Consider the following 26,855-nt stretch of genomic DNA (forward strand, 5'->3'; position numbering starts at 1 on the left):
CCGGTATTTTTTTCTACGCTAGAAACGCTTCGGCCAACCTGCAAGGTTGGCCGAAGACAAGACGCTTACCAGCAGCGCTGGATCCACTGCCCCAATGGCACCAGCCTGCCGTGGAAGAAGTGACCGGCTCCCGGAAACACCGTCACCGGCAGCCCCTGCGGCCGCGCCCACTCCAGCACAGCGGACAGCGGAATCACTTCATCCTCCTCGCCGTGCACCACCAGGGTGTTGGCCGGCACCGGCGGCGTCGGGATGACGTACTTGCCGACCGCCACGCCCATCAGCAGCAGCTTGTCGGCCTCGATGCGTGCGCGGGTCCGGGCGGCGACGAAGCCGCCGAACGAGAAGCCCGCCAGCGCCAGCGGCAACGCTCCCTGTTCGCTCCGAGCGTATTCCACCACGGCGATGACATCGTCCACCTCGCCCTCACCGTAGTCGTGCAGCCCCTCGCTGTTGCCGACCCCGCGCAGATTGGGGCAGTAGCAGGCGTAACCGAGCTGCGACAGCGCCTTGGCGGCGGTTTGCACCACCTTGTTGGTGTTGGTGCCTCCCTGCGTCGGGTTGGGGTGGCAGATCACCGCGATGCCGCGTGTCTCGCCTTGCGCGGCGATGTAGATGGTTTCCAGCGCACCGACCGGGCCGGGAATAGAACGGATGGGATGAGTCTTCAACATCAGATTTTCAGCCTTTCCACCACCTGGCCGTTGACCAGATGGCTGTCGACGATCTCGTCGATGTCGTCCTTGTCGACGAAGGTGTACCAGGTCTCCTGCGGGTAGACCACCATTACCGGACCGTCGTCGCAGCGCCCCAGGCAACCGGCCTTGTTGACGCGCACCTGGCCTTCACCGGCCAGGCCCAGCGCCTTGACGCGGTCCTTCATGTAACCCAGCAGTTCCGGCGTGCCGAAATCGGCGCAACACCCCTCGCCTTCGGCGCGCTGGTTGCAGCAAATGAACACATGCTTGTCGTAGTAACTCATGTTTCGCTCGTTTCGATGCAGCTTGGCCGAAGGCCTGCTTCGGCCAGCCTCGATGGATCAGGAATCGCTGTCCGCCCAGCCGGTGGCGCCGACGGAGGCGGCGTTGTCGAACTTGGCGTAGTGACCGATGAAGGCCAGCCGCACCGCGCCGGTCGGACCGTTACGGTGCTTGCCGATAATGGCTTCGGCCAAGCCTTTCTGGTCCGAATCCGGGTTGTAGTACTCGTCGCGGTACATGAACACGATGAGGTCGGCATCCTGCTCGATGGCGCCGGATTCGCGCAGATCGGACATCATCGGGCGCTTATTGGGGCGCTGCTCCACCGCGCGCGACAGCTGCGACAGCGCGATCACCGGCACCTGCAGCTCCTTGGCCAGCCCCTTCAGACCGCGCGAAATCTCGCCCAGCTCGGCGGTACGGTTGTCGCCTCGACCGGAACCGGACATCAGCTGGAGGTAGTCGATCACGATCAGGCCCAGCTTGCCACCATGCTGGCGCGCCAAGCGGCGGGCGCGGGCGCGCAGTTCCAATGCCGTCAGCGCCGGCGTCTCGTCGATGTACATCGGCGCGTCGGACAGCTTGCCGATGGCGTAGGTCAGCTTCTGCCAGTCGTCGTCGCCCAGCTTGCCGGTACGCAGCACGTGCTGGTCGAGCCGGCCCACCGAGCCCAGCATACGCATCACCAACTGCGCCCCGCCCATTTCCATCGAGAACACTGCCACCGGCAGGTGCTGCTCCACCGCCACGTGCTCGGCGATGTTCATCGAGAACGCCGTCTTGCCCATCGACGGACGGCCCGCGACGATGATCAGATCGCCGGGCTGCAGGCCGGATGTCTTGGCATCCAGATCGATGAAGCCGGTCGGCACGCCGGTCACCTCATCTGGGTTCTCGCGGCTGTACAGCATGTCGATGCGCTCGACCACCTCTTTCAGCAGGTTGGGCATCTCGAGGAAGCCCTGCTTGGACTTGGCGGTCGATTCGGCGATGTGGAATACCTTGCCCTCGGCCTCATCCAGCAATTGGGCGGCATCCCGGCCTTGCGGCGCGTAGGCGGCCTCGGCGATCTCGGTACCGACCTGGGCCAGTTGGCGCATGATCGAACGCTCGCGCACGATCTCGGCGTAGCGACGGATATTGGCGGCCGACGGCGTGTTCTGCGCCAGCGTGGCCAGGTAGGCCAGACCGCCCACCGCCCCGCTCTCGCCCGACTTGTCGAGGCTTTCCAGTACGGTCACCACGTCGGCCGGACGGGAATGCTCGATAAGCTGAGCGATATGCTTGTAAATCAGACGGTGGTCGTGGCGATAGAAATCCGCCTCGCCCACCACGTCGGCGATCTTGTCCCAGGCGCTGTTGTCGAGCAACAGGCCGCCCAGCACCGACTGTTCGGCCTCGATGGACTGGGGCGGGGTGCGCACCGCGGCGGTGGCGCTGTCAAAGTATTCAGTCGAGTCGGTCATGTACAACATCAAGTAAGACGACACCGCTAGGAAACAGCGTCGCGGGGTGGTGTTTTGTTCTGTCTGGCAGACAGACAAATCGCGATTCTAACAGTTTTCGCCGGCCACGAATCCGGATGACCAGGCCCACTGGAAGTTGTAGCCACCGAGCCAGCCGGTCACATCCACCACTTCGCCGATGAAGAACAAGCCGGGCACGTCCTTGGCCATCATGGTCTTGGACGACAGGTCGCTGGTGCTGACGCCGCCGCGCGTCACCTCGGCCTTCTTGTAGCCCTGCGTGCCGTTGGGACGGACGCGCCAGTGGTGCAGGGTTTCCGCCAACTGCCGACGGCGCTTGCCGGGCAGATCCTTGAGCCGCCCGCCGAAACCCACGCTGTCCAGCCAGGCCAGGGCAAACCGCTTCGGCCAGCCGGCCTCGGCCAGGGCGTTGGCCAACAACTGCTCGCTGCCCTCGCGCTCCGCGAGGAAAACATCGACATCCAGCTCCGGCAGCAAGTCGAGCACCAGCTCCTGGCCGGGCGCCCAGTACGACGACACCTGCAGCGTGACTGGTCCGGACAAGCCTTTGTGCGTGAACAACACGTTCTCTCGAAAACGTGCCTTGCCGCAGCTCGCCGCGACATCGAGCGACACACCTGCCAGGGGGGCGAAGCGTGCGGCATCGTCGACATGGAAAGTCAGCGGCACCAATGCTGGCGCGCGTGGCGTCAGCGCCAGACCGAACAGCTCGGCCAACTGGTAGCCGAAGCCGGTAGCACCGATCTGCGGGATGGACAGCCCACCGGTCGCTACCACCAGCGAGGCGGACTCGAACACCCCGGCGGACGTTTGCAAGCGGAAACGGTCCGAGCGCTCCACCGCCGTCACGGTCACCCCCATGCGGCGATCGACCCCCGCTTCGCGGCACAGGCCGTCCAGCATGTCTATAATTTGCTGGCTGGACTCGTCACAGAACAATTGACCGAGCGTTTTCTCGTGGTAGCCGATGCCGTGCCGCTCCACCATGCGGACGAAATCCTGCGCGCCGAACTGTGACAGGGCCGAACGGCAGAAGTGCGGGTTCTCCGAGAGATAGCACTCCGGCCGGGCCTGAAGGTTGGTGAAGTTGCAGCGCCCGCCACCGGAGATGCGGATTTTCTCCGCCAGCTTGGTGGCATGATCGAGCAACAGCACAGAACGGCCACGCCGCCTGGCAGTGGCCGCGCACATCAGGCCAGCGGCGCCGGCGCCGATGATGATTACGTCAAAATACGCCATGAATCCCTTTACTCTACCTTTTTAGTCGGCTATTGGCCCGCCCCAGCAATTCCAGTAAACTTGCCGCCATCATCGTGTCGGCCAGGAGCCGACACCCACCCCCCACTTAGGAGATCAAGATGGAACACAAACTGCCGGAACTCCCGTACGCCCTGGATGCCCTCGCCCCGTACATTTCCAAGGAAACCATGGAATACCACTACGGCAAGCACCATCAGACCTACGTCACCAACCTGAACAATCTGATCAAGGGCACCGAGTTCGAGAACGCCACCCTGGAAGAAATCGTCAAGAAATCGTCCGGCGGCCTGTTCAACAACGCAGCCCAGGTATGGAACCACACCTTCTACTGGTTCGGCCTGGCCCCGAACGCCGGCGGCGAACCGACTGGCGCGCTGGCTGACGCCATCAACGCCAAGTGGGGCTCGTTCGACGAATTCAAGAAGGCCTTCAACGCCGTTGCCGCCGGCACCTTCGGTTCCGGCTGGGCCTGGCTGGTGAAAAACCCGGATGGCTCACTCGACCTGGTATCCACCAGCAACGCCGCCACCCCGCTGACCACCGACAAGAAAGCGCTGCTGACCTGTGACGTTTGGGAGCACGCCTACTACATCGACTACCGCAACAGCCGTCCGAACTACCTGGAAAGCTTCTGGAAGCTGGTGAACTGGAACTTCGTGGCACAGAACTTCGCCGCCTGATCCCTTTCAAGGATCGACACAAAGGGCCTCACGGCCCTTTTTTTTATGGCCGCTCGTGGCGGCAAAAACAAAACCGGCGCAACAAGTGTTGCGCCGGTCGTCAGGCTCGTTCGGCCCAACCGATCAAGGGCACTTACTCGGCCGGCTGCTGGCTCAAGGTCACCTTGTACTTCTCGCGCAGGGCCTCGAGGTAACTGGCCACCTGGGCATTAGCGGTCATTTCGCCGATCAGGCCGCCCAACTGGCTACGCTCGGCAGGGCTGGGCGTCGTCGCCGGCACCACCTTGTCGATGCGATAGAGCACGTAGTTGCCGCCATCCTGCTTCACCCCGGCAAAGGCCGGCAGCTTCGTCACGTTGGCGGCAAACACCGCGCGCACTTCGGACAGGGACAAATCGCCAAAGGCACGCCGCGACACGGTCTTGGCCGCCTCCCACGGCTGGCCGTCGACGTTCTTGCCGGCCTTGAGCTCCGCCAGCAAGGCTTCGCCACGCTTCTCGGCCAACTTGGCCCCTTCGCGCCGCACCAGCTCGGCCTTGATGACCTCTTTCACCTCGTCCAGCGACTGCTGCCGCTCGGGCTGATGCTCGGCCACCCGCACCACTACCAGGGTGTTCTTGCCCATATCCAGCGGCTCGCTGTTATGCTTGCCTTTGAGCACATCGTCGCTGAACGCCGCCTCAATCAGCTTGGGATTGTTCAGCAGGGGATCGCTGGCCGGCTTGCCGCGCACCAGCCAATCCGACCGCTGCGGCGTCAGCTTCAGCTGCTCGCTGATGGCCTTCAGCGAATCGCCTTGCTGATAGGCCAGCTCCCCCAGCTTCTCGGACGCGGCACGGAACTGCGCGGCGGCTTTCTGACGCTTCAGGCGCTGCTCCACCTCGCCCTTGACCGCAGCAAACACCGGCTGCTTGACCTCTTCCAGCTTCAGGATATGGAAGCCGAACTCGGTTTCCACCACTTCGCTGATCTGGCCCGGCTGCATGCGGAAGGCGACGTCCTCGAACGGCTTCACCATGGCACCGCGGCCGAAGAAGCCCAGATCACCGCCATTGGCGGCTGAGCCTGGGTCCTGCGACCGCGTCTTGGCCAGATCGGCAAACTTGGCGGGATTGACGCGCACTTCCTTCAGCAAGGCTTCGGCGGCGCCGCGCACCTTGGCCTTCTGCTCCGCCGTCGCCTTGGGCGGTACGGTCAACAGGATGTGCGACACCCGCCGCTCCTCGCTGCCGAAATCGGCTTTGTGCGCGTTGTAGTAGCTTTCGACTTCCTGATCGGTCACCGTCTGGCCGGCAGCCAGCGCATCCTGCGACAGCACCACGTAATCCAGCTTGATCGCCTCGGGCGTCCGGAAGCGCTTCAGACTGGCCTCGTAAAACGCCTTCAGCGCCGCATCGTCGGTCTTCACCTCGGCGGCAAACGCCTCCGGCTTGAACATCAGCGCCCGAACCTCGCGACTCTCGCCCAACACACCGGCCATGCGTTCGACCACGGTACGCGGCACGATCTGGCTCCCCACCAGGCTGGCCAATTGCCCCTGCAAGAGGATGTCACGCTTGACCAGTTCCTCGAATACCGTCGACGACTGATAACGGCCGGCCAGGAACTGCTTGTAACGCTCGGCGCTGAAGGTCCCGTTCTCCTGCAGCGCGGGAATGGCGGCAATCGTCTTGCGCAGTTGGGCATCGGAAACGGTCAGACCGGAATCATGCGCATCGGACAGCAGCAACTGCTGACGAATCAGGTTCTCCAGCACGGCTTGGCGGGTGGCGGCATCCGCCGGCTGGCCTTCCAGCGCACGGTCCAGATCCTGTTTGTGTATCTTCACATCCCCCACCTTGGCCAGATAGGGCTCATCGACGGCCGTGGTGTAACTTCCCACGCCGAAACCGACAAAGGTCAATGCAACAGCGCCAAGAAGGACTTTGATGACAAATTTGTTGTTCTGGACAAACTCGAACATGGTGCGAAAGGCGGATGCCACCTCGGTAAAAAAAAAGGTGAACGGATGTGTCGTTCACCTTTTTTGTCTGTTCTGGCGGAGCGGACGGGACTCGAACCCGCGACCCCCGGCGTGACAGGCCGGTATTCTAACCAACTGAACTACCGCTCCGAACTTTGGTGGGTGATGACGGAGTCGAACCGCCGACATTCTGCTTGTAAGGCAGACGCTCTACCAACTGAGCTAATCACCCTTTGAAACCTTGCCTTAGCGACAAGGTTTCAAATTATAGCGCGTCTTTCAGGGCTTTGCCAGCGCGGAACTTCGGGGAACGGGCCGCCGGAATGGTGATGGAATCGCCAGTCTTCGGGTTGCGGCCGGTGCGCTCCGCACGTTCACCAACATAGAAGGTACCGAAACCGACCAGCGTAACGGTATCACCTTGTTTCAGCGCGCCGGTCACGGCGGCAATCATGCCGTCCAGAGCCTTGCTAGCGGCAGCCTTGGGAATATCAGCCTCAGCGGCGATAGCATCGATCAACTCAGACTTGTTCACGTAAGTCCCCTTTCGTCGTTCTTCGGTCTACGTAATTCGGATAAAAACCGCTTGCTTTATAACAAGCCCGAAATCCTTGTGTCAAGCGGCTTCCAGAGCATTCTGCCACTTTGACGATAGCTCTGGAAGCCCTTGCGGCACAGCAGTTCGTCCATTTATGGAAGCGGCTGCGTTTTCAGTGTTTTACCACAGCAGGCGTCGCGGCACCTTCCGCCACCGACGCCAATGGCTCGGCCACCTCACTCTCGACCAGCGGTTCGGGCATACGTTCCAGCGCCAACGCCAACACTTCGTCGATCCATTTCACTGGGTGGATTTCCAGTTTCTGCTTGATATTGGCAGGAATCTCGGCCAAATCCTTGACATTGCCCTTGGGAATCAACACATGCTTGATGCCGCCGCGGTGCGCCGCCAGCAGCTTCTCCTTGAGTCCGCCAATCGGCAACACCTCGCCGCGCAAGGTAATCTCGCCCGTCATGGCCACGTCGGCCCGTACCGGAATCCCCGTCAGCACCGACACCATCGCCGTCGTCATGGCGATACCGGCACTAGGCCCATCCTTCGGCGTCGCCCCTTCCGGCACATGGATATGCATGTCCTGCTTTTCATAAAAATCGGGGCGAATGCCAATGGCGCGGGCACGGCTGCGTACCACGCTCATGGCCGCGGTGATCGACTCCTGCATCACCTCGCCCAGCTGACCGGTGCGGATGATGTTGCCCTTGCCCGGCAAAGCCACCGCCTCGACCGTCAGCAGCTCGCCGCCGACCTCGGTCCAGGCCAGCCCGGTGACCTGGCCAATGCGGTTTTCCTCCTCGGCAATGCCGTACTCGAAACGGCGCACACCCAGGTATTTCTCCAGCGTCTTGGCACTCACCGTGACGCGGCCGGCCTTCTCCTTCAACGACTGCGCCATCACGATCTTGCGGCAGATCTTGGCGATCTCCCGATCCAGGCTGCGCACCCCGGCTTCGCGGGTGTAGTAGCGCACGATATCGCGCACCGCCGACTCCTGGATGACCGCCTCCTCGTCCTTCACACCGTTGGCCTTCATCTGCTTGGGCACCAGGTACTTCAGCGCGATGTTGACCTTCTCGTCCTCGGTGTAGCCGGACAGACGGATGATCTCCATCCGGTCGAGCAAGGCCGGCGGAATGTTCAGCGAGTTGGCCGTGGCCACGAACATCACGTCGGACAGGTCGTACTCGACCTCGGCGTAATGGTCGACGAAGGAATGGTTCTGCTCCGGATCCAACACTTCGAGCAAGGCAGACGACGGGTCGCCGCGGAAGTCCGCGCCCAGCTTGTCCACTTCGTCGAGCAGGAAGAGCGGGTTGCGCACCCCTACCTTGGTCATGTTCTGCAGCACCTTGCCCGGCATGGAACCGATATAGGTGCGGCGGTGGCCGCGGATTTCGGATTCGTCACGCACCCCACCCAGGGCCATGCGCACGAACTTGCGGTTGGTGGCGCGAGCGATGGACTGGCCCAGCGAGGTCTTGCCCACGCCCGGCGCGCCCACCAGGCACAGGATCGGCGCCTTCAGCTTGTCGACGCGCTGCTGTACCGACAGGTATTCGAGAATGCGTTCCTTGACCTTTTCCAGCCCGAAATGGTCCTCGTCCAGCACCTTCTCGGCGTTCGCCACGTCCTTGTTGATCTTGGTCTTCTTCTTCCACGGCAGATCGAGCAGCGTCTCGATGTAGTTGCGTACCACCGTGGCCTCGGCCGACATCGGCGACATCATCTTCAGCTTCCTGAGCTCGGACGTCGCCTTCTCGCGCGCTTCCTTGCTCATGCCGGCGGCCTTGATCTTGCGCTCCAGCTCGTCCAGATCGTTGGCCTCGTCCATCTCGCCCAGTTCCTTCTGGATGGCCTTGACCTGCTCGTTCAGGTAGTACTCGCGCTGGCTCTTCTCCATCTGGCGCTTGACGCGGCCACGAATACGCTTTTCCACCTGCAGGATGTCGATCTCGCCCTCCAGCTGCGACAGCAGATGCTCGAGACGCGCCTTGACCTCGAACATCTCCAGCACTTCCTGCTTCTGCTCGAGCTTGAGCGGCAGGTGGGCGACGATGGTGTCGGCCATGCGCCCTGCCCGCTCGATGCCGGCAAGAGACGTCAGGATTTCCGGCGGGATTTTCTTGTTGAGCTTGACGTACTGTTCGAACTGGGCGAACAGGGCCCGCCGCATGGCCTCGGTTTCGGTGGAATCCTCACCGTCTGTCGTCAGCGGCGTCACCTTGCCGACGAAACAACCGCCCTCGTCCAGCACCTGCTGGATGATGGCGCGCTGCCTACCCTCGACCAGCACCTTGACGGTGCCGTCCGGCAGCTTGAGCATCTGCAAGACGGTGGCAATCGTCCCGACGCCGTACAGGTCGCTGGCTTCCGGTTCGTCCTTGGAGGCCGAGCGTTGCGCGACCAGGAGGATCTGCTTGCCCTCGTCCATGGCGTTTTCGAGGGCGGAAATGGATTTGGCCCGCCCGACGAACAGCGGGATCACCATGTGCGGGAAGACGACGACGTCCCTCAACGGCAACAACGGAAGCGTGGTCTCTTCTCTGAGTTCTGCGGATTGCGGCATATCACCTGACCTTGCTTACATGAATCGATGCTAGTGAAATGGGGGATAAGCGGCGAAATATCAACGCCCATACTAAAACAGTTTTCGCGCGCCAGAAATACAAAACCGCCCAGCCGGGCGGTTTTCCTTGAGAGCCAGACCGACTCAGGCCGATTGCACCTCGTCGTCCTTGTCCTGGTAGATGAACAAGGGCCTGTCCCCCTTCTCGATCACCTTCTCGTCGACCACCACCCTGGACACGTTGTCCATGGACGGCAGCTCGTACATGGTATCGAGCAGGGCTCGCTCCAGGATAGAGCGCAAGCCACGCGCGCCGGTCTTGCGCACCAATGCCTGCTTGGCGATGACGCGCAGGGCCGAGGGACGAATCTCGAGTTCCACGCCTTCCAGCGAGAACAGGCGCTGGTACTGCTTCACCAGGGCGTTCTTCGGCTGGGTCAGGATGGATACCAGCGCCTCTTCATCCAGTTCTTCCAGCGTCGCTACCACCGGCAGACGGCCGATCAGTTCGGGAATCAGGCCGAACTTGATCAGATCGCCCGGCTCCACGTCCTTGAACAGCACCGAGATGCTCTTGCTCTCGTCCTTGGAGGTCACTTCGGCACCAAAGCCGATGCCGCCCTTTTCCGAACGACGACGGATGATCTTCTCCAGCCCATCGAATGCGCCACCGCAGATGAACAGGATATTGGTCGTGTCGACCTGGATGAACTCCTGGTTCGGATGCTTGCGCCCGCCCTGCGGGGGAATGGACGCCACCGTGCCCTCGATCAGCTTGAGCAGCGCCTGCTGCACACCCTCGCCGGACACGTCGCGCGTGATCGACGGGTTTTCCGACTTGCGCGAGATCTTGTCGATCTCGTCGATGTAGACGATGCCACGCTGGGCCTTCTCCACATCGTAATCGCACTTCTGCAGCAGCTTCTGAATGATGTGCTCGACATCCTCACCCACGTAACCGGCTTCGGTCAGCGTGGTGGCGTCGGCGATCACGAACGGCACATCCAACAGGCGCGCCAGCGATTGCGCCAGCAGGGTCTTACCGGAACCGGTCGGACCGATCAGCAGGATGTTGCTCTTGGCGAGCTCGACATCGTCCTTGTCGGTCGGGGTATAGAGACGCTTGTAGTGGTTGTACACCGCCACCGACAAGGTCTTCTTGGCGATGTCCTGGCCGATGATGTACTGATCGAGATCGGCGCGGATTTCTTGCGGCGTCGGCAGCGGCTGGCTCTCGCCTTCGGCCGCTTCGGTACCGACACCCTTCTCCAGCTCTTCGCGAATGATGTCGTTGCACAGCTCGACACATTCGTTGCAGATGAATACCTGAGGCCCAGCGATCAGTCGCTGCACCTCATGCTGGCTCTTACCGCAGAAAGAGCAGTAAAGCAGTTTTTCGTTGCTGTTTTTATCAGCCATTGTCAATGTCCGTACCGATTACGCCAGCGCGTCCTTGCGGGACTGCAACATCTTGTCGATCAAGCCGTAAGCCAGCGCTTCTTCGGACGACATGAAGTTGTCGCGATCGGTATCACGCTCGATTTCCTCGATGGATCGCCCGGTATGCAGTGCCAGCAATTCGTTCAGGCGGCGCTTCATGTAGAGGATGTTCTTGGCGTGGATCTCGAAGTCGGACGCTTGCCCTTGGAAGCCACCCAGCGGCTGGTGAATCATGATGCGCGAATTGGGGAGCGCAAAACGCTTGCCCTTGGCACCGGCGGACAGCAGGAAGGCACCCATGCTGGCTGCCTGGCCAATACACAGGGTGGACACATCCGGCTTGACGAAGTTCATGGTATCGAAAATCGACATGCCGGCGGACACCGAACCGCCCGGCGAATTGATGTAGAAGAAGATGTCCTTGTCCGGATTTTCCGACTCAAGGAACAACATCTGAGCTACCACCAGATTGGCCGACTCATCCGTGACGGGCCCGACCAGGAACACGATGCGTTCCTTCAAGAGCCGCGAGTAGATGTCGTAGGCGCGCTCGCCACGACCACTCTGCTCCACCACCATGGGAACCAGTCCCAGCGCTTGGGTATCCATCATTGAAATCATCGGCCACTCCGGCAGTTGGTTATCAGGCGTTGTTACCCATCAGGGCGTCGAACGACGTTTCTTTTTCTACTACATTGGCCTTGCTGAGCACAAATTCAACCACATTATCTTCCAGCACCATCGAAGTCGGGCCTTCGATGCGTTCCGGACTGGCGTAATACCATGCCACCACTTCTTCCGGATGCTCGTAGCTCTCGGCGAATTCTTCGATCATCGCCTTGATCTGCTCCGGCTTGGCTTCCAGCTGGTTGGCCGCCACGACTTCGGCCAGGATCAGACCCAGAGCCACGCGGCGCTCAGCCTGCTGCTGGAACAGTTCCGGCGGGAACGGCATGTCCTTGACCTTCAGGCCGCGGGCTTCCATGTCACGACGGGCCTGGTCGATCAGACGGCCGACTTCCAGCTGCACCAGAGCCTTCGGCAGCTCGATCTCGGTAACGTCCAGCAGGGCCTGCATCACGTTTTCCTTGACGGCGGCCTGCAGACGGCGCTTCACTTCGCGCTCGACGTTCTTCTTGATCTCGGCACGCATCTTTTCGATGTCGCCGTCGGCGATGCCCAGCAGCTTGGCGAACTCTTCGTTCACCTCCGGCAGCAGGGCCGCAGCCACGTTCTTCACGGTGATCTCGAACACGGCGGTTTTACCGGCCACGTCCTTGCCGTGATAGTCTTCCGGGAACACCACCTCGATGTTCTTGACCTCGCCTTCCTTCATGCCGGTGACGCCGGCTTCGAAGTCGGCCAGCATCTGGCCCTGGCCCAGCACGAACGGGAAGTTCTCGGCCGAACCGCCGTCGAACAGCACGCCATCGATGCTGCCCTTGAAGTCGATGATCACGCGGTCACCGGCGGCGGCTTCGCGCTCGACGCGCTCGTAGCGGGTGCGCTGCTTGCGCAGGATATCGATGGTTTTCTCGATTTCGGCGTCGGTCACCGGGGTAACCGGCTTCTCGATTTCCTTGCCGGCCAGCTCACCCACCTTGACTTCCGGGTACACCTCGAAAGAAGCGGCAAACTTGAAGCTATCCTTGTCGCCTTCGTCGGCAACCGGCTCAAAACGCGGATAACCGGCAACGCGCAGCTTCTGCTCGCTCACGGCCTGGTAGAAACCTTGCTGAACCTGCTCACCCAGCACTTCTTCGCGCACTTGGGCGCCGTAGTTCATTTCAACGATCTTGAGCGGTGCCTTGCCCGGGCGGAAGCCTTGGATCTTGGCTTTGCGCGCCATGTTCTTGAGTCGCTCGGTCACCTGGGCGTCGATTGCAGCCATCGGCAACGCGATGTTCATGCGACGCTCGAGGTTGCTCAACGTTTCCAACTGTGCTTGCATGTCCAATCCTTAAACTGTGTTCGAGTTTAAACCTGATGCAGGGAAAGGCGACGTTACGTCGGTTGCTGGTGCGAGGGAAGAGACTCGAACTCTCACGCCTTGCGGCGCTGGAACCTAAATCCAGTGCGTCTACCAATTCCGCCACCCTCGCAATTGGGTGCGTGACCGCGCTTGCGTAATTTCCCGGCCGGTCAGCCAAGGCGAAAGAATACATCAAGCCCCCTACCCGGGCAAGACACCTTGCGCCCGGCCTGTTCTTCGCGGAAACTTAATGGCAGACGGGTAGGTCTATCGGATCACCCGATCCAGAATCACTGACTCTTTAAGGGAGAGAGGACACAATGCACCCGAACCTTCAGACCGGCTATCAGACCTTGACGCTCGATGGCGCTCGCCACAAGGTTCTGCGCAATACCTACGCCCTGCTGGCGCTGTCGATGATCCCGACTGTCATCGGCGCCCTGATCGGCACCAACATGAGCTTCGCCTTCCTGGCCGGCAGCCCGATCGTCGGCATGATCGCCATCATGGCCGTCTTCTACGGCATGGTTTTTGCCATCGAGAAGAACCGGAACAACGGCCTCGGCGTCGTGCTGATGCTGGGCTTCACCCTGCTGATGGGCCTGCTGCTCGGTCCCCTGCTGCAGCTGGCGCTGCGCTTTGCCAACGGCGGCCAGCTGATCATGATCGCCGGCGGCGCCACCGCAGCGGTGTTCTTCGTGATGGCCGGCATCGCCACCACCACCAAGCGCGACCTGTCCGGCATGGCCAGCTTCCTGACCGTCGGCGCCGTCGTGTTGATGATCGCCGTAGTAGCGAACCTGTTCCTGCAAATGCCCGGCCTGCACCTGGCGATTGCGGCGGCCTTCGCCCTGTTCAGCTCGCTGATGATTCTGTGGCAGGTCAAGACCGTGGTCGATGGAGGCGAAAGCAGCTACATCTCCGCGGCGCTGTCGATCTACATCAGCATCTACAACCTGTTCTCCAGCCTGTTGCAATTGCTGCTGGCCTTTGGCGGCGAACGGGACTGACCGGCCTTCGGCCAAGCGTGATCACCATGACAACACCCGCCGCGGCGGGTGTTGTCATTTCGGGAACCCTCCTCGCCCGCACCGCAGGCCCCTCTTTGACAAAGCGGCTGCGCCACCTTCAACGGAGCCACCATTCCGGCCACCAGCCTCCCCCGCCTCTGGATTTGAGCCCCTCGGCCACGGCAACACCAGGGAGGGCGGCAAGACGGCCGTCCGGCAGGTAGAGCAGCGGCCAGCCCTCCCGCAAGACCGGGGGAATGCCCGCCTCCTGCAGGAGCGTCTTTACCGGTTTCCGACCGACCTTGTGCTCGAGCCGCTCCCCCCCCTCCCTGAGGCGCAACTCGAAACCGGCATGCAAGTGCCGAGGATCGATACCCCCAGACCGCAGAGCGAAACCCAGCTCCCCCGGCCAGCCCGGCGGCACCACCCGCTGCCCGGGCGCGGAGACTGTCAGGCGAACGGCGCGAGGACATTCACCCGCACCCCGCCTCAGAGACCACAACGCCCCGCGATAGCGAAACACCCGGCCCTGAGCCAACTGCAGTTCGGGGTGCCTGTCCGCCGCCGCCTGCAGCACCTGCAACCGGAACTGTTCCAGCGCCTCCGGCGTCACCTCCCCCAGGTCCAGCCACTCAAGCCAATGCCGCAGCAAATGACGCTGGCGCGGCGGGTTGAGCCGGGACATCGGCTGCACGAGCAGTCTCCCATCATCGCGGCACTGTTGAAGATCGTTTTCGGCCTGCTCGTCGAGAATGGCGGCGGCATCCGCCATCAGGCTGGCCGCGCGTTGCAGTTGCTGTCGATAATGGGGAATAGCCGACTCGACAAGGGGCAGGATATCGTGGCGCAACAGGTTGCGGCGCCAGCGGGTATCTGCATTGCTCTCGTCCTCCACCCAGGACAGGTGGCGCCAGCGGGCGTAAGCCTCGATCTCGGCACGGGAAATGGCCAGCAAGGGACGCCACAGCCAGCGGCCAGCATGCTGCCGCAGCACCGGCATCGCCGCCATGCCCCTCGGGCCGGCACCTCGCAGCAGCTGCAGCAGCACCGTCTCAGCCTGGTCATCCTGATGATGAGCCAGCACCACGACCTCGGCCGCTGATTCCGCATAAACTTGATATCGCTGCTGACGCGCCACGGCCTCGAGGCTCTCGCCGCCACTTGGCTCGACGGTCACCTCCACCACCCTCAGCGGCACCGCCCAGCCCTGGCAAAGCCGCCGGCAATGATCCGCCCAGGCGTCCGCCCGCGGACTCAGCCCATGATGGACGTGCACCGCCGACAGATTCAGACCGCGCTCCGAACGCAGGCGAACCAGCAGGTCCAGCAGCACGACCGAATCGACCCCGCCGCTCAGCCCCACCTCAAAAGCACATTGGCCGGACAATTCGTCCGGCCAATGTGCAATCAGGCGATCAAACAGGTCAGGCGGCGTCTTCCTTGAAGCGCCCATAGCTCATCAACCGGTCAAAACGGGTTTTCAGCAATTCATCCAGTGGTTTGGCCGCCAGGTCGCGCAATTGTTCCTGCAGCATACGCTTCATCGAACTCATCATCTGCGCATGATCGCGGTGCGCACCGCCGATCGGCTCGTTGAGCACGCGATCGACCAGGCCCAGCGTTTTCAGGCGATTGGCGGTGATGCCGAGCGCCTCGGCGGCATCGGATGCACGCTCCGCCGTCTTCCACAAGATCGAGGCGCAACCTTCCGGCGAAATGACCGAATAGGTGGAATATTGCAGCATGTTGACGTAATCGCCGACGGCAATCGCCAAGGCCCCGCCGGAGCCGCCCTCGCCGATCACGGTGCAGATCACCGGCACCTTCAGGCGGGCCATCTCGTACAGGTTGCGCCCGATCGCTTCCGATTGGCCGCGCTCTTCTGCGCCAATACCAGGATAGGCACCCGGTGTGTCGACAAAAGTGATCACCGGCAGACCGAACTTTTCGGCCAGCTTCATCAGGCGCAGGGCCTTGCGGTAGCCTTCCGGCCGCGGCATGCCGAAGTTGCGGTAAATCTTCTCCTTGGTGTCGCGCCCTTTCTGATGGCCGATCACCACAACGGACTGGCCATTGAAGCGCGCGATGCCGCCGACGATGGCCGGATCGTCGGCAAACGCACGATCACCATGCAATTCGTCGAAGTCCGCAAACAGCGCCTTGATGTAGTCGAGGGTGTACGGGCGCTGCGGGTGGCGAGCCACCTGAGAAATCTGCCACGGCGTCAGCTTGCCATAGAGCGTCTTGGTCAGCTCCTGGCTCTTTTTCTGCAAGCGCGAGATCTCTTCGGAAATGTCCAGCACAGAGTCGTCCTGGACAAAGCGCAGTTCTTCAATTTTGTTTTCCAGCTCGGCGATCGGCTGCTCAAAATCGAGAAAGGTCTGCTTCATTACTATAACCGTCCGATAAAGCGAATCGACAGATAATACATGAGGTGGAAAGAGCGCGTCACGCCCCTGTCAGACAAAATGCCTGAGGCATGAAGCATCAAACAGGACGTTTTAAACAGGGGCGTGAAAATTTCTTTGCTCCCCTCTTGCGCGACTGAAACCACTGTGCTTTAATTCGCCTCCTCGCTGCTGAGCCAAGCAAGGCAGCAAGCGGGGCGTTTAGCTCAGTTGGTAGAGCGTCTGCCTTACAAGCAGAATGTCGGCGGTTCGACTCCGTCAACGCCCACCAAAGGTTTCAGTGTGGAGTGGTAGTTCAGTTGGTTAGAATACCGGCCTGTCACGCCGGGGGTCGCGGGTTCGAGTCCCGTCCACTCCGCCAACGGTTATAAAGCAGTACCCAGAATTCTGGGCGGTTAGTCTCAGTTGGTAGAGCACTGCCTTCACACGGCAGGGGTCGCTGGTTCGAGTCCAGTACCGCCCACCAGTTTGCTGGAGTGGTAGTTCAGTTGGTTAGAATACCGGCCTGTCACGCCGGGGGTCGCGGGTTCGAGTCCCGTCCACTCCGCCAACGATAAAAAAAGCAGCCGATTGGCTGCTTTTTTTATTTCCCCTCCTCCGCAGCCCGCAAATTCAAGAGCGGCCAAGTGGCCGCCCTGTCCCGCTTCAAAGACTTACTTCTTGCTGAAGAAAGCCATCAGCAACAGCAACAGCATGGCGGCAAAGAGCACCCCGGTCCAGAACGGCATCGACATCCCCAGAAAGGTCCAGTCGATCGAAGCACATTCACCGCTACCCTTGAGCACCTTGGACAGCACATTGCTCATCGGCATGGTTTCCAGCATGTAATCCAGACCGGGACCGCAGGCCGGCACCTGATCGGGCGGCAGGTGCTGCAGCCAGACATGACGCGCCGCCACACCTCCGCCAGCCAGGGCTGCAACGATTCCCAGCCCAGCCCACAACCGGCCACCGGTCCGCCCGGGGTTATGAATGGCAGCCAGCAAGGCTATGCTACCCACGGCCATCACGCCGACGCGCTGGAAAATACACAATGGGCAAGGTTCCAGCCCCAAGACATGCTGGGCATACAAGGCAAAACCGATTGCCGCGGCGCAAGCCAGCGCAATCAGGAAAAAAAGATTTCGGCGACTACTCAGCCCCATTTCACACCCTTTTTATATGAAGAAGAAATACAAACATTATGCGAGCCACGGAAACCATCAAAGTTCCAGAAACTCGCTGATCGCCTGCTTCTGATTGAGCACGTCCCTGTACCCCAAGGCAATCAGTTCACGGCAATACTCCGGTTCGAACAGCAAATAACTGGCCAGCGCGCTGCCGCGCTTACGTGTCGCCCCTGCACCCTGCATGATGAACCGCATCACCCGTGGAAAGCGGTCGCTGTGGCGATAGGCGATCTCTTCCAAGGAACGGCTGGGGTTCAAGACGAAGGCATCGACCCTTCTCAGCGGGGTTTGCTCGGCCAACTCGGGATAGGCCTGCAGCAGCGAGACGGTATGATTGATCCGAAGCAGCCGCTCCATGTCGGATGACAGGCTGTCGAGAAAGACGCTGTCCAGCAAGTGGCCGAAGATCTGGGCCGGCGAGGGATGCATGAATTCCTTGCCCTGGCGCCGGTCTGCCTGCGCCCCGCCCCGCCCGCCGACACCGACAATAAACAGCTTTTCCGCCCCCATGTGCAAGGCCGGCGACAGCGGCGCCATCTGTCTGACCGCGCCATCGCAGTAGTAACGGTTCCCCACCCGGGCGGACGGGAAAATCAACGGAATGGCCGAGGTGGCCATCAGATGATCGACCCCCAGCGTCTCACGCACCCCTACGCGCTGATAACGCGACCAGGGCTGGATGCTGTCGTCGCCCTGGAAAAAGGTTTCCGACATGCCGGAGCTGTAGCAGGAGGCCGTCAGCGCCACCGCTCGCAAGGCACCCGCCCGAATCGACTGCTCGACCCCCTCGAACTGCATGACGCTCTTCAGCAGATCGCGCAGGGCCGAGTTGTCGAGGAAGCTGCGCGGATTGGTCCAGGCGCGGCCACCGGTCAGCACTGATATCCCGAAATGCAGGAAAGTCTTGATGAAATAGGCCAGGCTCGGATCGTAGATGTACTCGATATGCACCTGCTTCCAGACCTGAGCCAGATAGCCTGCTGCACGGCGAAAATCCGTCGCTCCGGCGGCCAGCGCCACCGCGTTCACGGCACCGGCGGAGGTGCCGGAGATGATTGGAAAAGGATTACGGGAAGGGTCCGGCAGCAACTTCGACAGGGCCAGCATGGCTCCGGCCTGATAGGCTGCCCGCGCCCCACCGCCGGACAAGATCAGACCAACCGTGGATTTGCCCGACATGACGGCACCTCTTGGGGATGCTTCAAACAGTGATCTCGCTAAGTTGTTATGCTGTCATTCCACATCAATACACCACTTCAACCGGCTCGACATGGCGCCATAAGTACCAGCTGGCAACGCTGCGCCAAGGACGCCAGCGCTCGCCCACTTCCCTCAATGCGGCCGGTGTCGGGCGAAGCCCGCCCAGGTACAGCTCGGACACTGCGCGCTGCAGCCCGATGTCGTCGATGGCCCAGACATCGGGCCGTACCAGATGGAAGATCAGGAACATCTCCGCCGTCCAGCGGCCGATACCACGCACCGCCACCAGTTCGCGTGTGATGTCTTCGTCGCTGAGCCGTGCAAACGCCCGCGGGTCGATACGGCCATCGACAAAATGGCGCGCCAGATCCTGCACGTAATCGACCTTGCGTGCCGACAGCCCTGTTTGACGCAAGCTGTCGCCCGATGCGATCAGGACACTCTCCGGACTGTCGCAGCGGACGAGAGCCGACAGCCGCCCCCAGATCGCGTCAGCCGCCTTCAGCGAGATCTGCTGGCCGACGATGGCACGCAGCAGGGTTTCGAACGGCTGTCCACGCGTCACCAGCCGGGAGCCGACAAAGCGCTCGATCAGCCCGCCCATGACCGGATCGGCTTTCGCCAACCCGGCACAAGCGGTTTGCCACTCTTCCGGGGTCATGGTCATGCGCCCTGGCCCGCCACCATCATCGACTCGATCAGGATGGAGCCGACATGCTTGGCACCGCGCACCAGCACGTCGTCGCCGATGCCGACCACCTGCTTGAACATGTCATGCAGATTGCCGGCGATGGTGATCTCCTCGACGGCATGGACGATCACACCATTCTCGACCCAGAAGCCCGCAGCGCCGCGCGAATAGTCGCCGGTCAGGGTATTGACGCCATGGCCGAGCAACTCGGTCACCAGGAGCCCCGCCCCCATTTTGCCCAACAACTCGTCGAAGCTCTCGCCGGTCGAGTGCACGATGAGATTGTGCGCCCCCCCGGCATTGCCGGTGGTTTCCATACCAAGCTTGCGCGCCGAATAGCTGCTGAGCATATAGCCCTTCAGCACACCGTCATCGACCAGGTGGCGGGCACGGGTTTCCACGCCCTCGCTGTCGAAGGGGCTGCTGCCGAAACCGCGTAGCAGGAAGGGATCTTCATCGATCTGGACACAGGGCGAAAATACCTGCTTGCCAAGGCTGTCGAGCAGAAAACTCGACTTGCGATAGAGCGAGCCGCCGCTGATGGCAGAGACCAGATGCCCGATGAGCGAAGCTGCCACCGGCGCTTCGAACAGCACCGGGTACTGCCCGGTGGTGATGCGGCGGGCGTTGAGACGGCGCACCGTGCGCTCGCCGGCCCGCGCACCGACCTGCATCGCGTCTTCCAGGTCTTCGCGATGGCGCGCCGCGCTGTACCAGTAGTCGCGCTGCATCGATTCGCCCTCGCTGGCCACCACCGCCGCCGACAGGCTGTGGCGCGACGATGGAAAGCCGCCGACAAAGCCATGGCTGTTGGCGTAGATGAACTGGCTCTGCTGGGTGGAGACGGTGGCCCCCTCGGAATTGCTGATGCGGCTATCCACCGCGCGGGCCGCCTGCTCGCACTCGCGCGCCAGTTCGATGGCGTCGGCCACCGGCAAGGACCACGGGTGATAGAGTGACAGATCGGGAAACTCGGTGGCGAGCTGGAAGGGCTCGGCCAAACCGGCACAGTCGTCCTCGGCGGTGAAGCGGGCAATATTGACGGCGGCGCTGACGGTATCGAACAGGGCGGCATCGGCAAAGTCGGAAGTGCTGGCGTGGCCTTTCTTCTGACCGAAATACACCGTCACATCGACGCCTTTGTCCTGGTTGTACTCGATGGTTTCCACCTCGCCCAGGCGGACGCTCACCGACTGCCCCGTACCCTCGGAAATATCGACCTCGCAGGCGGTGGCGCCTTGCTTGCGCGCCAGCTCCAGCACCTGCGCGGCGAGGCTCTCCAGGGTGCTGCGGGTATAACTGAAAGTGGTATCAGACATAGACTCTTTCACTGTTATCGGGCGGTCTGATGAAGAACCGCCGGTCTAGGCTTTTCCGGTATCATACCAGCCTTGAAATATGAAGAGCTCGACAACGATGACCGATTACTTGAACGATAGTGCGGATCAGGAATTCAGCAAAACCCGCCGCAAGAAGGAAATGATCGCCCTGCAAGAGCTGGGCGAAGAGCTGCTGCAACTATCGAACGACCGCCTCAAGCAGATGGTCCTGCCGGAAAATCTGCTGGAAGCCATCCGCGAATACAAGCGCATCTCCTCGCACGGCGCCCGCAACCGCCAGGAACAGTACATCGGCAAACTGATGCGCGACATCGATCCCGAGCCGATCCGCCAGCAACTCGCGGTCATCCGCGGCGAATCGGCCGAACATACCGGCTGGCTGCATCTCTTGGAGCGCTGGCGCGAACGGCTGATGAGCGACGACAAGATGCTCGCCACCTTCATTGCGGACTATCCTGAAAGTGACGCCCAACAATTGCGCACGCTGATCCGCAACGCACGCAAGGAGCAACAAGACAACAAGCCGCCGAAATCCTTCCGGCTCTTGTTCCAGGCGCTCAAGGAAATCATCCCCGAGCCGGGCAAACCGGCAGGGCATCCCGAGGAAAACGAAGAATGACACTGAAAATCGGCTTGGTTTCCATCTCCGACCGTGCAAGCCAGGGTGTGTATGAAGACAAGGGGCTGCCGGCGCTGCAAGAGTGGCTAGCGAGCGCGCTGAAGAGTCCGTTCACGACCGTGACCCGACTGATTCCCGACGAGCAGGCCGGCATCGAAGCCACGCTGCGCGCCCTGGTCGACGACGAAGGCTGCCACTTGGTGCTGACCACCGGCGGCACTGGCCCGGCACCGCGTGACGTCACCCCCGAAGCAACGCTGGCGGTAGCCGACCGCGTGATGCCGGGCTTTGGCGAGCAGATGCGCCAGATCAGCCTGAAGTTCGTGCCGACCGCCATCCTGTCGCGCCAGGTGGGCGTGATTCGCAAGCAGTCGCTGATCCTCAACCTCCCCGGCCAACCCAAGGCCATCAAGGAAACACTGGAGGGCCTGCGGGACGATCAGGGGGCGGTCGTGGTGCCGGGCATCTTCGCCGCCGTACCGTACTGCCTCGACCTGATCGGCGGCCCCTACGTCGAAACGAACGAGGTCGTGGTCAAGGCCTTCCGCCCCAAATCCGCCCAAAAACCGGTGTCCTGATGCGCTACGAGGCCCCCCCTTGGCTCAAGGGGGGCCACGCCCAGACAGTGTGGCCCGCCCTGTTCATCCATCTGCCGCGCCCGCCGTACCGGCGTGAAGTATGGAGCACGCCGGACGGGGGTAAGATCGCGGTCGATTGCATCGATGGTGAGTGCGGCAAGCCGCTGGTGGTGCTGTTCCCTGGTCTGGAGGGCGGGAGCGACAGCCATTACGCCAAGGCGCTGATGCTGGAAGTCCAGGCGCGCGGCTGGCATGGCGCCGTGCCGCATTTCCGCGGCTGCGGCGGCATCAGCAACACGCTGCGCCGGGCCTACCACGCCGGGGACTCGGCCGAAATCGGCTGGATACTGGAAAGGCTGGCCGAAAACCATTCTGTGGTGCTGACGGCGGGCGTCTCGATCGGCGGCAACATGCTGTTGAAATACCTGGGCGAGACCGGCCGCAGCGCCCTGACGCACGCCGCCGCCGCCATCTCCGTGCCGCTGGATCTGGCCGCCGCCAGCGCACAACTCGACCGCGGCCTGGGCAAGGTGATCTACACCCGCATGTTCATGGCCACCCTCAAACCCAAGGCGCGCGAGCAGCTGGCACGCCACCCCGGCCTGTTCGACGGCTACAAGCTGGACAGCGCCAAGACCTTCCGCGAATTCGACAATCTTGTCACGGCGCCGATACATGGGTACCGTGATGCCTTTGACTACTGGGACCGCGCCAGCAGTAAGCCCTTCCTGAGCCGGATCGAAACGCCAACCCTGGTGCTGAACGCCAAGAACGACCCCTTCCTTCCCCCCAGCGCCCTGCCCTCGCCGCAGGACACCAGCCACTGGGTCACGCTGGAACAGCCGGAAGAAGGCGGTCATGTCGGTTTTGCCACCGGGCGTTTTCCCGGCCAGCTCGACTGGCTCCCCAAGCGCCTCTTGGCCTACTTCGACCAACAGCTCGCCGCCGGCCCCCAGCCCTAACCGAGAGATTGCCATCACGATGTCCGACATCCTGAAGACCATCATCGCCACCAAGCACGACGAAGTGGCCGACTGCCTGAAAACCCGCCCGCTCACCGCCGTCCGGGCCGACGCCGAAGCCCGCCATGGTGACCGCCGCGACTTCGTGGCGGCGATGCGCGCCAAGCATGCCGCCGGCCAAGCCGCCGTCATTGCCGAGGCCAAGAAGGCCAGCCCGAGCAAGGGCGTGATCCGAGCCGACTTCGATCCCGCCGCCATCGCCCGCAGCTATGCCGAACACGGTGCCGCCTGCCTGTCGGTATTGACCGACCGGCAATACTTCCAGGGTAGCGCAGACTATCTGCAGTCCGCCCGCGCCGCCTGCTCGCTGCCGGTGCTGCGCAAGGACTTCATGGTCGACGAGTACCAGATTTACGAAGCGCGCGCGATGGGCGCCGACTGCATCCTGCTGATCGCCGCCGCGCTGTCGCTCTCCGAGATGCGCGCTTTCGAAACCCTGGCGCAGGAACTGGGCATGGCCGTGCTGGTGGAAGTGCATGACGAAGCCGAACTCGACATGGCGCTGCAGCTTGCCACGCCGCTGGTCGGCGTCAACAACCGCAATCTGCGCACCTTCGAAGTCAGCCTGGACAACACTCTGAGACTGTTGCCCCGCATTGGCGGCGACCGCATCACAGTGACCGAGAGCGGCATCCGCAGCGTGGACGATGTGCGTCTGATGCGTGACAACGACGTGCACAGTTTCCTGGTCGGCGAGGCCTTCATGCGCGAACCCGATCCCGGTCTGGCGCTGGAACAGCTGTTCCGTACCTGATCGGGTGAGGACGCCTTTCGGCCAACATGTCCGGCAACTCTGCCGGACATGTTGCCCCCCAGACCGCCGCGCCGCTCGCTTCCCTCCGAAGCTCGGCTCACACTCTTTGCCCACGACACGTCCGATTCTGACCGACAGCACTTGGAGTGCCTTACATGACTACGACAAATCATTGTAAAATTATTTATAATGGCATTTGAATTGCATAAAATTTTACTTCATGTTTGATTTCAAATCTCTCGTCAGCTCCCTGCTGAGCAAAGACTCGCCGGACAACGACATCCTGCCGTCCGCCACGGTTCTTGTCAGAGATCTGCCGCAGACCGAGTATTTCACGGCCACGGTTGAAATCATCAAAGCAGTCGCCAAGATCAGCGCCGACTCCAAGATGTCCCTGAAGGAGCGGGTCCGCACCCTGCTCTATATCGACGAAAAAACCCATGGCATTCAGCGCCGCCTGCGTGCCGATTACTTGAATCAGAAGCCGGGCAGCAAACACCACCTCCCAACCATCCTCGCCTACTGGCACGAACTGGCCAACGCCTACCACATCTGCGTGCGGCTGGCCGAAAAATCGACCGGTACCTCGCTGAACGACGAACTGGCTCTGGCGACGTTACGCGGGCTGAATTACCAGAAACAGCTCATCACCTGGAGCGCGATACGCCACTTGAAGCCGGAGGCCACGGTCTGGCAGCAAGCCTATCGGTTCTACCAGTACGCCGAAGCCCATGACTTTTCCCGGACGCCGATGAAGCTGTTCGAAAATGCACAGTGGGAAGTCACGGCGGAAACCCTGCTGATCCATGGCTGCATGATGCACCTGGCGCAGACCGACAATATGCTGCAGCAGGAAATCCTGGCTACCGACCGGCTGCTGAACATCCTGTGCCAGCCGTTGCGGCTGGATCTGCAGCCCCAACCCAAGCGGACGGTATTCCTGGCTAACCTGGCGCTGCCCGAGCCGCCCAGGCGGATGCTGCGGGGTATGGCCGGCAAAGACTGCCGCTACTGGAACACCGAGCCGGTGACGCAGAAGTTGGCCGATCTGATGTTCGATCTGGATCAGCGCCTGCCCTCGGCCCTGGCCAACTTCGGCTTAGGGCTGTGCCAGAAAGACTGGTCCGCTCTCTGCGAAAAACTGGCCATCCGCTGGTCCGACGACGGCGGGAAATCCCACCGCAAGGCAGAGCGCTCGGCCAAACTCGAGGCGGCAACAGTCGACATCGGTTTCGAACGCATCGCCTACCTGGTCAAGGTGCAAGACGACTCCTCTGCCACCCAGGTGGAGACCGATGACTGGCGCATCACCGATTACAGTACAACCGGCCTGGGCTTGACCTACCTCGGCAAAAACGCCGACGAACTGGCGCTTGGCCGGCTGATCCGTGTCAACTCCGTCTCCCACCCCGACGTCCTAGGCATCATCCGCCGCCTGTCCCGACACAAGAATGGCACCCTGGTCGGGGTGGAGATATTGGGCACCCAGCCCGCCGGCATCACCTTGCTCGAGGCCGATAACCCGGGCAGCCCGCCAGCCAGCGCGCTCTACATCACCCAGCAAAATTCCACCAAGAGCCAGCGCTGGTTCCTGATCCCCAAGCTCCTCGCCGAACCAGAACGGGAGCTGCACCTGATCGCCCAGGGCAAGACCTACAAGATACGGCTCAAGTCGCCCTGCCAGGCACTGCTCGAATGCGCCCATATCGACTTCGACACCTTGGCCAAACTGGAATGACGATCGTCTCCCGCTCAAGCAAAACGCCAGCGGATCCGCTGGCGTTTTGCTTGATGCGCAAGGCTATGGCTCAGAATACTTCCAGAATGCCCGCCGCGCCCATGCCGGTACCGATACACATGGTAACCATGCCGTAACCTTTCATGCCCTGGTCGCGCATGCCATGCACCAGCGTGGCGGTACGGATAGCACCGGTGGCGCCGAGCGGATGACCCAGCGCGATGGCACCGCCATGGGGGTTGACTTTGCTCGTATCCAGCTCCAGATCACGGATGACCGCCAGCGCCTGGGCCGCGAAGGCCTCGTTCAGCTCGATCCACTTCAGCTCATCCTGAGCGATGCCGGCCTGCTGGCAGGCCGCCGGAATGGCTTCTTTCGGGCCGATCCCCATGATCGCCGGCGGCACACCCTTGACCGAGAACGTCACGTAACGGCCCAGCGGCGTCAGGTTGAATTCCTTCAACACCTTTTCCGACACCAGAATCACGGCGCCGGCACCGTCGGACATCTGCGAGCTGTTGCCGGCCGTGACCGAGCCCTTGGCATCGAACACCGTCTTCAGCTTGGCCAGCCCCTCCAGCGAGGTATCCCGGCGCGGACCTTCATCGGTATCCAGCACCTTCTCGACCAGCTTCACCTCACCGGTGCTCAGATCGGGCGTGCGGTAGGTCACGTTCAGCGGGGTGATTTCGTTCTTGAAGGCACCCGAATCGATCGCGGCCAGGGCACGGCGGTGCGACTCCACCGCGAAGGCATCCTGATCCTCGCGCGACACGCCCCACTGCTGGGCGACTTTCTCCGCCGTCAGCCCCATGCCATAGGCGATGGCGTAGTTCTCGTCCTTGGCGAAGATGGCCGGGTTCAGCGACACCTTGTTGCCCATCATCGGCACCATCGACATCGACTCGGCACCGGCGGCGATGACCACGTCGGCCTCACCCATACGGATGCGATCGGCGGCAATCTGCACCGCGTTGATGCCGGACGAGCAGTAGCGGTTGACGGTGATGCCGCCGACGGTGTCCGGCAAGCCTGCCAGCAGCACGCCGATGCGTGCCATGTTCAGCCCCTGCTCGGCCTCCGGGAAGGCGCAACCCACCACGCAGTCGGAAATCCGCTTCGGGTCCAGCGTCGGCACCTGGGCCAGCGCGCCGGTGATGACGTGAGCCAGCATGTCATCCGGGCGGACGTGGCGCATCATGCCGCGCGGCGCCTTGCCGACCGGGGTGCGCGTTACCGCGACGATGTAAGCTTCCTGTACTTGTTTAACCATGTTGTGAATCTCCTTGCGGCAAGACGGCGACAGTCACTCGACAGGCGTCTTGCCAATGTTCTGGTTCCATCAGAGCTTGTGGAGAATTTCGTCGCGAGCGTTCCGAGGTCGAAGCGAGAAGCACAGCCGTACAAATGGTACGGCGAGCA

At 61.9% G+C, this 26,855-nt stretch carries 24 protein-coding genes and 7 tRNA genes; 11 read left to right on the forward strand and 20 right to left on the reverse strand.

Annotated features, from left to right (window positions below):
- Positions 1-65: 65 nt before the first annotated feature.
- From PSEMAI1_RS0112080 to PSEMAI1_RS0112095, 4 genes are all read right to left on the reverse strand, one after another.
- Positions 66-674: an alpha/beta hydrolase gene (locus PSEMAI1_RS0112080; protein ID WP_024303129.1), complete on the reverse strand. Its 609-nt coding sequence runs from the start codon at positions 672-674 to the stop codon at positions 66-68.
- The gene (locus PSEMAI1_RS0112085; RefSeq protein WP_024303130.1) at positions 674-982 is read right to left on the reverse strand and encodes a ferredoxin; all 309 of its coding nucleotides are present in this window, start codon (positions 980-982) and stop codon (positions 674-676) included. The genes PSEMAI1_RS0112080 and PSEMAI1_RS0112085 overlap by 1 nt, the downstream gene beginning before the upstream one ends.
- A gap of 57 nt (positions 983-1,039) precedes the next feature.
- Positions 1,040-2,446, reverse strand: a complete 1,407-nt coding sequence (gene dnaB, locus PSEMAI1_RS0112090) for a replicative DNA helicase (protein ID WP_024303131.1) — start codon at positions 2,444-2,446, stop codon at positions 1,040-1,042.
- An 87-nt stretch (positions 2,447-2,533) separates the two neighbouring features.
- Positions 2,534-3,706: an NAD(P)/FAD-dependent oxidoreductase gene (locus tag PSEMAI1_RS0112095; protein ID WP_024303132.1), complete on the reverse strand. Its 1,173-nt coding sequence runs from the start codon at positions 3,704-3,706 to the stop codon at positions 2,534-2,536.
- A gap of 119 nt (positions 3,707-3,825) precedes the next feature.
- Here PSEMAI1_RS0112095 and sodB point away from each other — a divergent pair, with 119 nt between their 5' ends.
- Positions 3,826-4,407, forward strand: coding sequence for a superoxide dismutase [Fe] (gene sodB, locus PSEMAI1_RS0112100; protein ID WP_024303133.1), 582 nt, complete (start codon positions 3,826-3,828; stop codon positions 4,405-4,407).
- Positions 4,408-4,540: 133 nt separating this feature from the next.
- On the opposite strand, the gene PSEMAI1_RS0112105 is transcribed toward sodB, so the two are convergent.
- The 9 genes from PSEMAI1_RS0112105 to PSEMAI1_RS0112145 form a co-directional block, all read right to left on the reverse strand.
- Positions 4,541-6,370 carry a SurA N-terminal domain-containing protein gene (locus PSEMAI1_RS0112105; protein WP_024303134.1) on the reverse strand — a complete coding sequence of 610 codons (1,830 nt, stop codon included), beginning with the start codon at positions 6,368-6,370 and terminating at the stop codon, positions 4,541-4,543.
- Between the two features lie 73 nt (positions 6,371-6,443).
- Positions 6,444-6,520: transfer RNA gene (locus tag PSEMAI1_RS0112110), tRNA-Asp, on the reverse strand.
- Between the two features lie 6 nt (positions 6,521-6,526).
- Positions 6,527-6,602 (reverse strand) — tRNA-Val (locus PSEMAI1_RS0112115).
- Positions 6,603-6,635: 33 nt separating this feature from the next.
- On the reverse strand, positions 6,636-6,905 hold the full coding sequence (locus tag PSEMAI1_RS0112120; protein ID WP_014087648.1) for an HU family DNA-binding protein: 270 nt from the start codon (positions 6,903-6,905) through the stop codon (positions 6,636-6,638).
- Positions 6,906-7,080: 175 nt separating this feature from the next.
- The gene (gene lon / locus PSEMAI1_RS0112125; protein ID WP_024303135.1) at positions 7,081-9,492 is read right to left on the reverse strand and encodes an endopeptidase La; all 2,412 of its coding nucleotides are present in this window, start codon (positions 9,490-9,492) and stop codon (positions 7,081-7,083) included.
- A gap of 144 nt (positions 9,493-9,636) precedes the next feature.
- Positions 9,637-10,911: an ATP-dependent Clp protease ATP-binding subunit ClpX gene (clpX, locus tag PSEMAI1_RS0112130; protein ID WP_024303136.1), complete on the reverse strand. Its 1,275-nt coding sequence runs from the start codon at positions 10,909-10,911 to the stop codon at positions 9,637-9,639.
- An 18-nt stretch (positions 10,912-10,929) separates the two neighbouring features.
- Complete coding sequence (gene clpP, locus PSEMAI1_RS0112135) at positions 10,930-11,553, reverse strand: ATP-dependent Clp endopeptidase proteolytic subunit ClpP (RefSeq protein WP_024303137.1); 624 nt, start codon at positions 11,551-11,553, stop codon at positions 10,930-10,932.
- A gap of 22 nt (positions 11,554-11,575) precedes the next feature.
- Positions 11,576-12,883 carry a trigger factor gene (gene tig, locus PSEMAI1_RS0112140; RefSeq protein WP_024303138.1) on the reverse strand — a complete coding sequence of 436 codons (1,308 nt, stop codon included), beginning with the start codon at positions 12,881-12,883 and terminating at the stop codon, positions 11,576-11,578.
- Between the two features lie 66 nt (positions 12,884-12,949).
- Positions 12,950-13,034, reverse strand: a tRNA-Leu gene (locus tag PSEMAI1_RS0112145).
- A gap of 190 nt (positions 13,035-13,224) precedes the next feature.
- Here PSEMAI1_RS0112145 and PSEMAI1_RS0112150 point away from each other — a divergent pair.
- The gene (locus PSEMAI1_RS0112150; protein ID WP_024303139.1) at positions 13,225-13,914 is read left to right on the forward strand and encodes a Bax inhibitor-1 family protein; all 690 of its coding nucleotides are present in this window, start codon (positions 13,225-13,227) and stop codon (positions 13,912-13,914) included.
- A 118-nt stretch (positions 13,915-14,032) separates the two neighbouring features.
- On the opposite strand, the gene tilS is transcribed toward PSEMAI1_RS0112150, so the two are convergent.
- A complete protein-coding gene (tilS, locus tag PSEMAI1_RS0112155) occupies positions 14,033-15,367 on the reverse strand; it encodes a tRNA lysidine(34) synthetase TilS (RefSeq protein WP_029770681.1) in 1,335 nt (444 codons plus the stop codon).
- On the reverse strand, positions 15,339-16,304 hold the full coding sequence (locus PSEMAI1_RS0112160; protein WP_024303141.1) for an acetyl-CoA carboxylase carboxyltransferase subunit alpha: 966 nt from the start codon (positions 16,302-16,304) through the stop codon (positions 15,339-15,341). Before PSEMAI1_RS0112160 ends, tilS begins: the two co-directional genes overlap by 29 nt.
- Before the next feature lie 213 nt (positions 16,305-16,517).
- Here PSEMAI1_RS0112160 and PSEMAI1_RS0112165 point away from each other — a divergent pair.
- The 4 genes from PSEMAI1_RS0112165 (at position 16,518) to PSEMAI1_RS0112180 (ending at position 16,872) form a co-directional block, all read left to right on the forward strand.
- Positions 16,518-16,593: transfer RNA gene (locus PSEMAI1_RS0112165), tRNA-Val, on the forward strand.
- A 13-nt stretch (positions 16,594-16,606) separates the two neighbouring features.
- Positions 16,607-16,683 (forward strand) — tRNA-Asp (locus PSEMAI1_RS0112170).
- A gap of 28 nt (positions 16,684-16,711) precedes the next feature.
- Positions 16,712-16,788: transfer RNA gene (locus PSEMAI1_RS0112175), tRNA-Val, on the forward strand.
- 7 nt (positions 16,789-16,795) lie between these two features.
- Positions 16,796-16,872, forward strand: a tRNA-Asp gene (locus PSEMAI1_RS0112180).
- Between the two features lie 103 nt (positions 16,873-16,975).
- Here the strand turns inward: PSEMAI1_RS0112180 and PSEMAI1_RS0112185 are convergent.
- The 4 genes from PSEMAI1_RS0112185 to pmbA form a co-directional block, all read right to left on the reverse strand.
- The gene (locus PSEMAI1_RS0112185; RefSeq protein WP_024303142.1) at positions 16,976-17,467 is read right to left on the reverse strand and encodes a disulfide bond formation protein B; all 492 of its coding nucleotides are present in this window, start codon (positions 17,465-17,467) and stop codon (positions 16,976-16,978) included.
- 57 nt (positions 17,468-17,524) lie between these two features.
- Positions 17,525-18,670, reverse strand: coding sequence for a patatin-like phospholipase family protein (locus tag PSEMAI1_RS0112190; protein WP_024303143.1), 1,146 nt, complete (start codon positions 18,668-18,670; stop codon positions 17,525-17,527).
- Between the two features lie 64 nt (positions 18,671-18,734).
- Positions 18,735-19,358 carry a DNA-3-methyladenine glycosylase gene (locus PSEMAI1_RS0112195; RefSeq protein ID WP_232219904.1) on the reverse strand — a complete coding sequence of 208 codons (624 nt, stop codon included), beginning with the start codon at positions 19,356-19,358 and terminating at the stop codon, positions 18,735-18,737.
- A complete protein-coding gene (gene pmbA, locus PSEMAI1_RS0112200) occupies positions 19,355-20,701 on the reverse strand; it encodes a metalloprotease PmbA (protein ID WP_024303145.1) in 1,347 nt (448 codons plus the stop codon). Before pmbA ends, PSEMAI1_RS0112195 begins: the two co-directional genes overlap by 4 nt.
- A gap of 109 nt (positions 20,702-20,810) precedes the next feature.
- Here pmbA and yjgA point away from each other — a divergent pair, with 109 nt between their 5' ends.
- The 5 genes from yjgA to PSEMAI1_RS0112225 all read left to right on the forward strand — a co-directional run bounded on the left by yjgA (position 20,811) and on the right by PSEMAI1_RS0112225 (position 25,433).
- Positions 20,811-21,341: a ribosome biogenesis factor YjgA gene (yjgA, locus tag PSEMAI1_RS0112205; protein WP_198019671.1), complete on the forward strand. Its 531-nt coding sequence runs from the start codon at positions 20,811-20,813 to the stop codon at positions 21,339-21,341.
- The gene (gene mog / locus PSEMAI1_RS0112210) at positions 21,338-21,919 is read left to right on the forward strand and encodes a molybdopterin adenylyltransferase (RefSeq protein ID WP_024303147.1); all 582 of its coding nucleotides are present in this window, start codon (positions 21,338-21,340) and stop codon (positions 21,917-21,919) included. Before yjgA ends, mog begins: the two co-directional genes overlap by 4 nt.
- Positions 21,919-22,881, forward strand: a complete 963-nt coding sequence (locus PSEMAI1_RS0112215) for a YheT family hydrolase (RefSeq protein ID WP_024303148.1) — start codon at positions 21,919-21,921, stop codon at positions 22,879-22,881. Before mog ends, PSEMAI1_RS0112215 begins: the two co-directional genes overlap by 1 nt.
- A 19-nt stretch (positions 22,882-22,900) precedes the next feature.
- Positions 22,901-23,695 carry an indole-3-glycerol phosphate synthase TrpC gene (trpC, locus tag PSEMAI1_RS0112220; RefSeq protein WP_024303149.1) on the forward strand — a complete coding sequence of 265 codons (795 nt, stop codon included), beginning with the start codon at positions 22,901-22,903 and terminating at the stop codon, positions 23,693-23,695.
- Between the two features lie 220 nt (positions 23,696-23,915).
- Positions 23,916-25,433, forward strand: coding sequence for a PilZ domain-containing protein (locus PSEMAI1_RS0112225; protein ID WP_024303150.1), 1,518 nt, complete (start codon positions 23,916-23,918; stop codon positions 25,431-25,433).
- Positions 25,434-25,503: 70 nt separating this feature from the next.
- On the opposite strand, the gene PSEMAI1_RS0112230 is transcribed toward PSEMAI1_RS0112225, so the two are convergent.
- A complete protein-coding gene (locus PSEMAI1_RS0112230; protein ID WP_024303151.1) occupies positions 25,504-26,706 on the reverse strand; it encodes an acetyl-CoA C-acyltransferase in 1,203 nt (400 codons plus the stop codon).
- Positions 26,707-26,855 lie beyond the last annotated feature (149 nt).

The sequence above is a fragment of the Pseudogulbenkiania sp. MAI-1 genome (genome assembly GCF_000527175.1).
Lineage (GTDB): Bacteria > Pseudomonadota > Gammaproteobacteria > Burkholderiales > Chromobacteriaceae > Pseudogulbenkiania.

Coding starts and splice junctions, on each gene's coding strand:
- PSEMAI1_RS0112080 (WP_024303129.1), bottom strand. CDS start 674: ATGTTGAAGACTCATCCCATCCGTTCTATTCCCGGCCCGGTCGGTGCG.
- PSEMAI1_RS0112085 (WP_024303130.1), bottom strand. CDS start 982: ATGAGTTACTACGACAAGCATGTGTTCATTTGCTGCAACCAGCGCGCC.
- dnaB (WP_024303131.1), bottom strand. CDS start 2,446: ATGACCGACTCGACTGAATACTTTGACAGCGCCACCGCCGCGGTGCGC.
- PSEMAI1_RS0112095 (WP_024303132.1), bottom strand. CDS start 3,706: ATGGCGTATTTTGACGTAATCATCATCGGCGCCGGCGCCGCTGGCCTG.
- sodB (WP_024303133.1), top strand. CDS start 3,826: ATGGAACACAAACTGCCGGAACTCCCGTACGCCCTGGATGCCCTCGCC.
- PSEMAI1_RS0112105 (WP_024303134.1), bottom strand. CDS start 6,370: ATGTTCGAGTTTGTCCAGAACAACAAATTTGTCATCAAAGTCCTTCTT.
- lon (WP_024303135.1), bottom strand. CDS start 9,492: ATGCCGCAATCCGCAGAACTCAGAGAAGAGACCACGCTTCCGTTGTTG.
- clpX (WP_024303136.1), bottom strand. CDS start 10,911: ATGGCTGATAAAAACAGCAACGAAAAACTGCTTTACTGCTCTTTCTGC.
- clpP (WP_024303137.1), bottom strand. CDS start 11,553: ATGATTTCAATGATGGATACCCAAGCGCTGGGACTGGTTCCCATGGTG.
- tig (WP_024303138.1), bottom strand. CDS start 12,883: ATGCAAGCACAGTTGGAAACGTTGAGCAACCTCGAGCGTCGCATGAAC.
- PSEMAI1_RS0112150 (WP_024303139.1), top strand. CDS start 13,225: ATGCACCCGAACCTTCAGACCGGCTATCAGACCTTGACGCTCGATGGC.
- tilS (WP_029770681.1), bottom strand. CDS start 15,367: ATGGGCGCTTCAAGGAAGACGCCGCCTGACCTGTTTGATCGCCTGATT.
- PSEMAI1_RS0112160 (WP_024303141.1), bottom strand. CDS start 16,304: ATGAAGCAGACCTTTCTCGATTTTGAGCAGCCGATCGCCGAGCTGGAA.
- PSEMAI1_RS0112185 (WP_024303142.1), bottom strand. CDS start 17,467: ATGGGGCTGAGTAGTCGCCGAAATCTTTTTTTCCTGATTGCGCTGGCT.
- PSEMAI1_RS0112190 (WP_024303143.1), bottom strand. CDS start 18,670: ATGTCGGGCAAATCCACGGTTGGTCTGATCTTGTCCGGCGGTGGGGCG.
- PSEMAI1_RS0112195 (WP_232219904.1), bottom strand. CDS start 19,358: ATGACCATGACCCCGGAAGAGTGGCAAACCGCTTGTGCCGGGTTGGCG.
- pmbA (WP_024303145.1), bottom strand. CDS start 20,701: ATGTCTGATACCACTTTCAGTTATACCCGCAGCACCCTGGAGAGCCTC.
- mog (WP_024303147.1), top strand. CDS start 21,338: ATGACACTGAAAATCGGCTTGGTTTCCATCTCCGACCGTGCAAGCCAG.
- PSEMAI1_RS0112215 (WP_024303148.1), top strand. CDS start 21,919: ATGCGCTACGAGGCCCCCCCTTGGCTCAAGGGGGGCCACGCCCAGACA.
- trpC (WP_024303149.1), top strand. CDS start 22,901: ATGTCCGACATCCTGAAGACCATCATCGCCACCAAGCACGACGAAGTG.
- PSEMAI1_RS0112225 (WP_024303150.1), top strand. CDS start 23,916: ATGTTTGATTTCAAATCTCTCGTCAGCTCCCTGCTGAGCAAAGACTCG.
- PSEMAI1_RS0112230 (WP_024303151.1), bottom strand. CDS start 26,706: ATGGTTAAACAAGTACAGGAAGCTTACATCGTCGCGGTAACGCGCACC.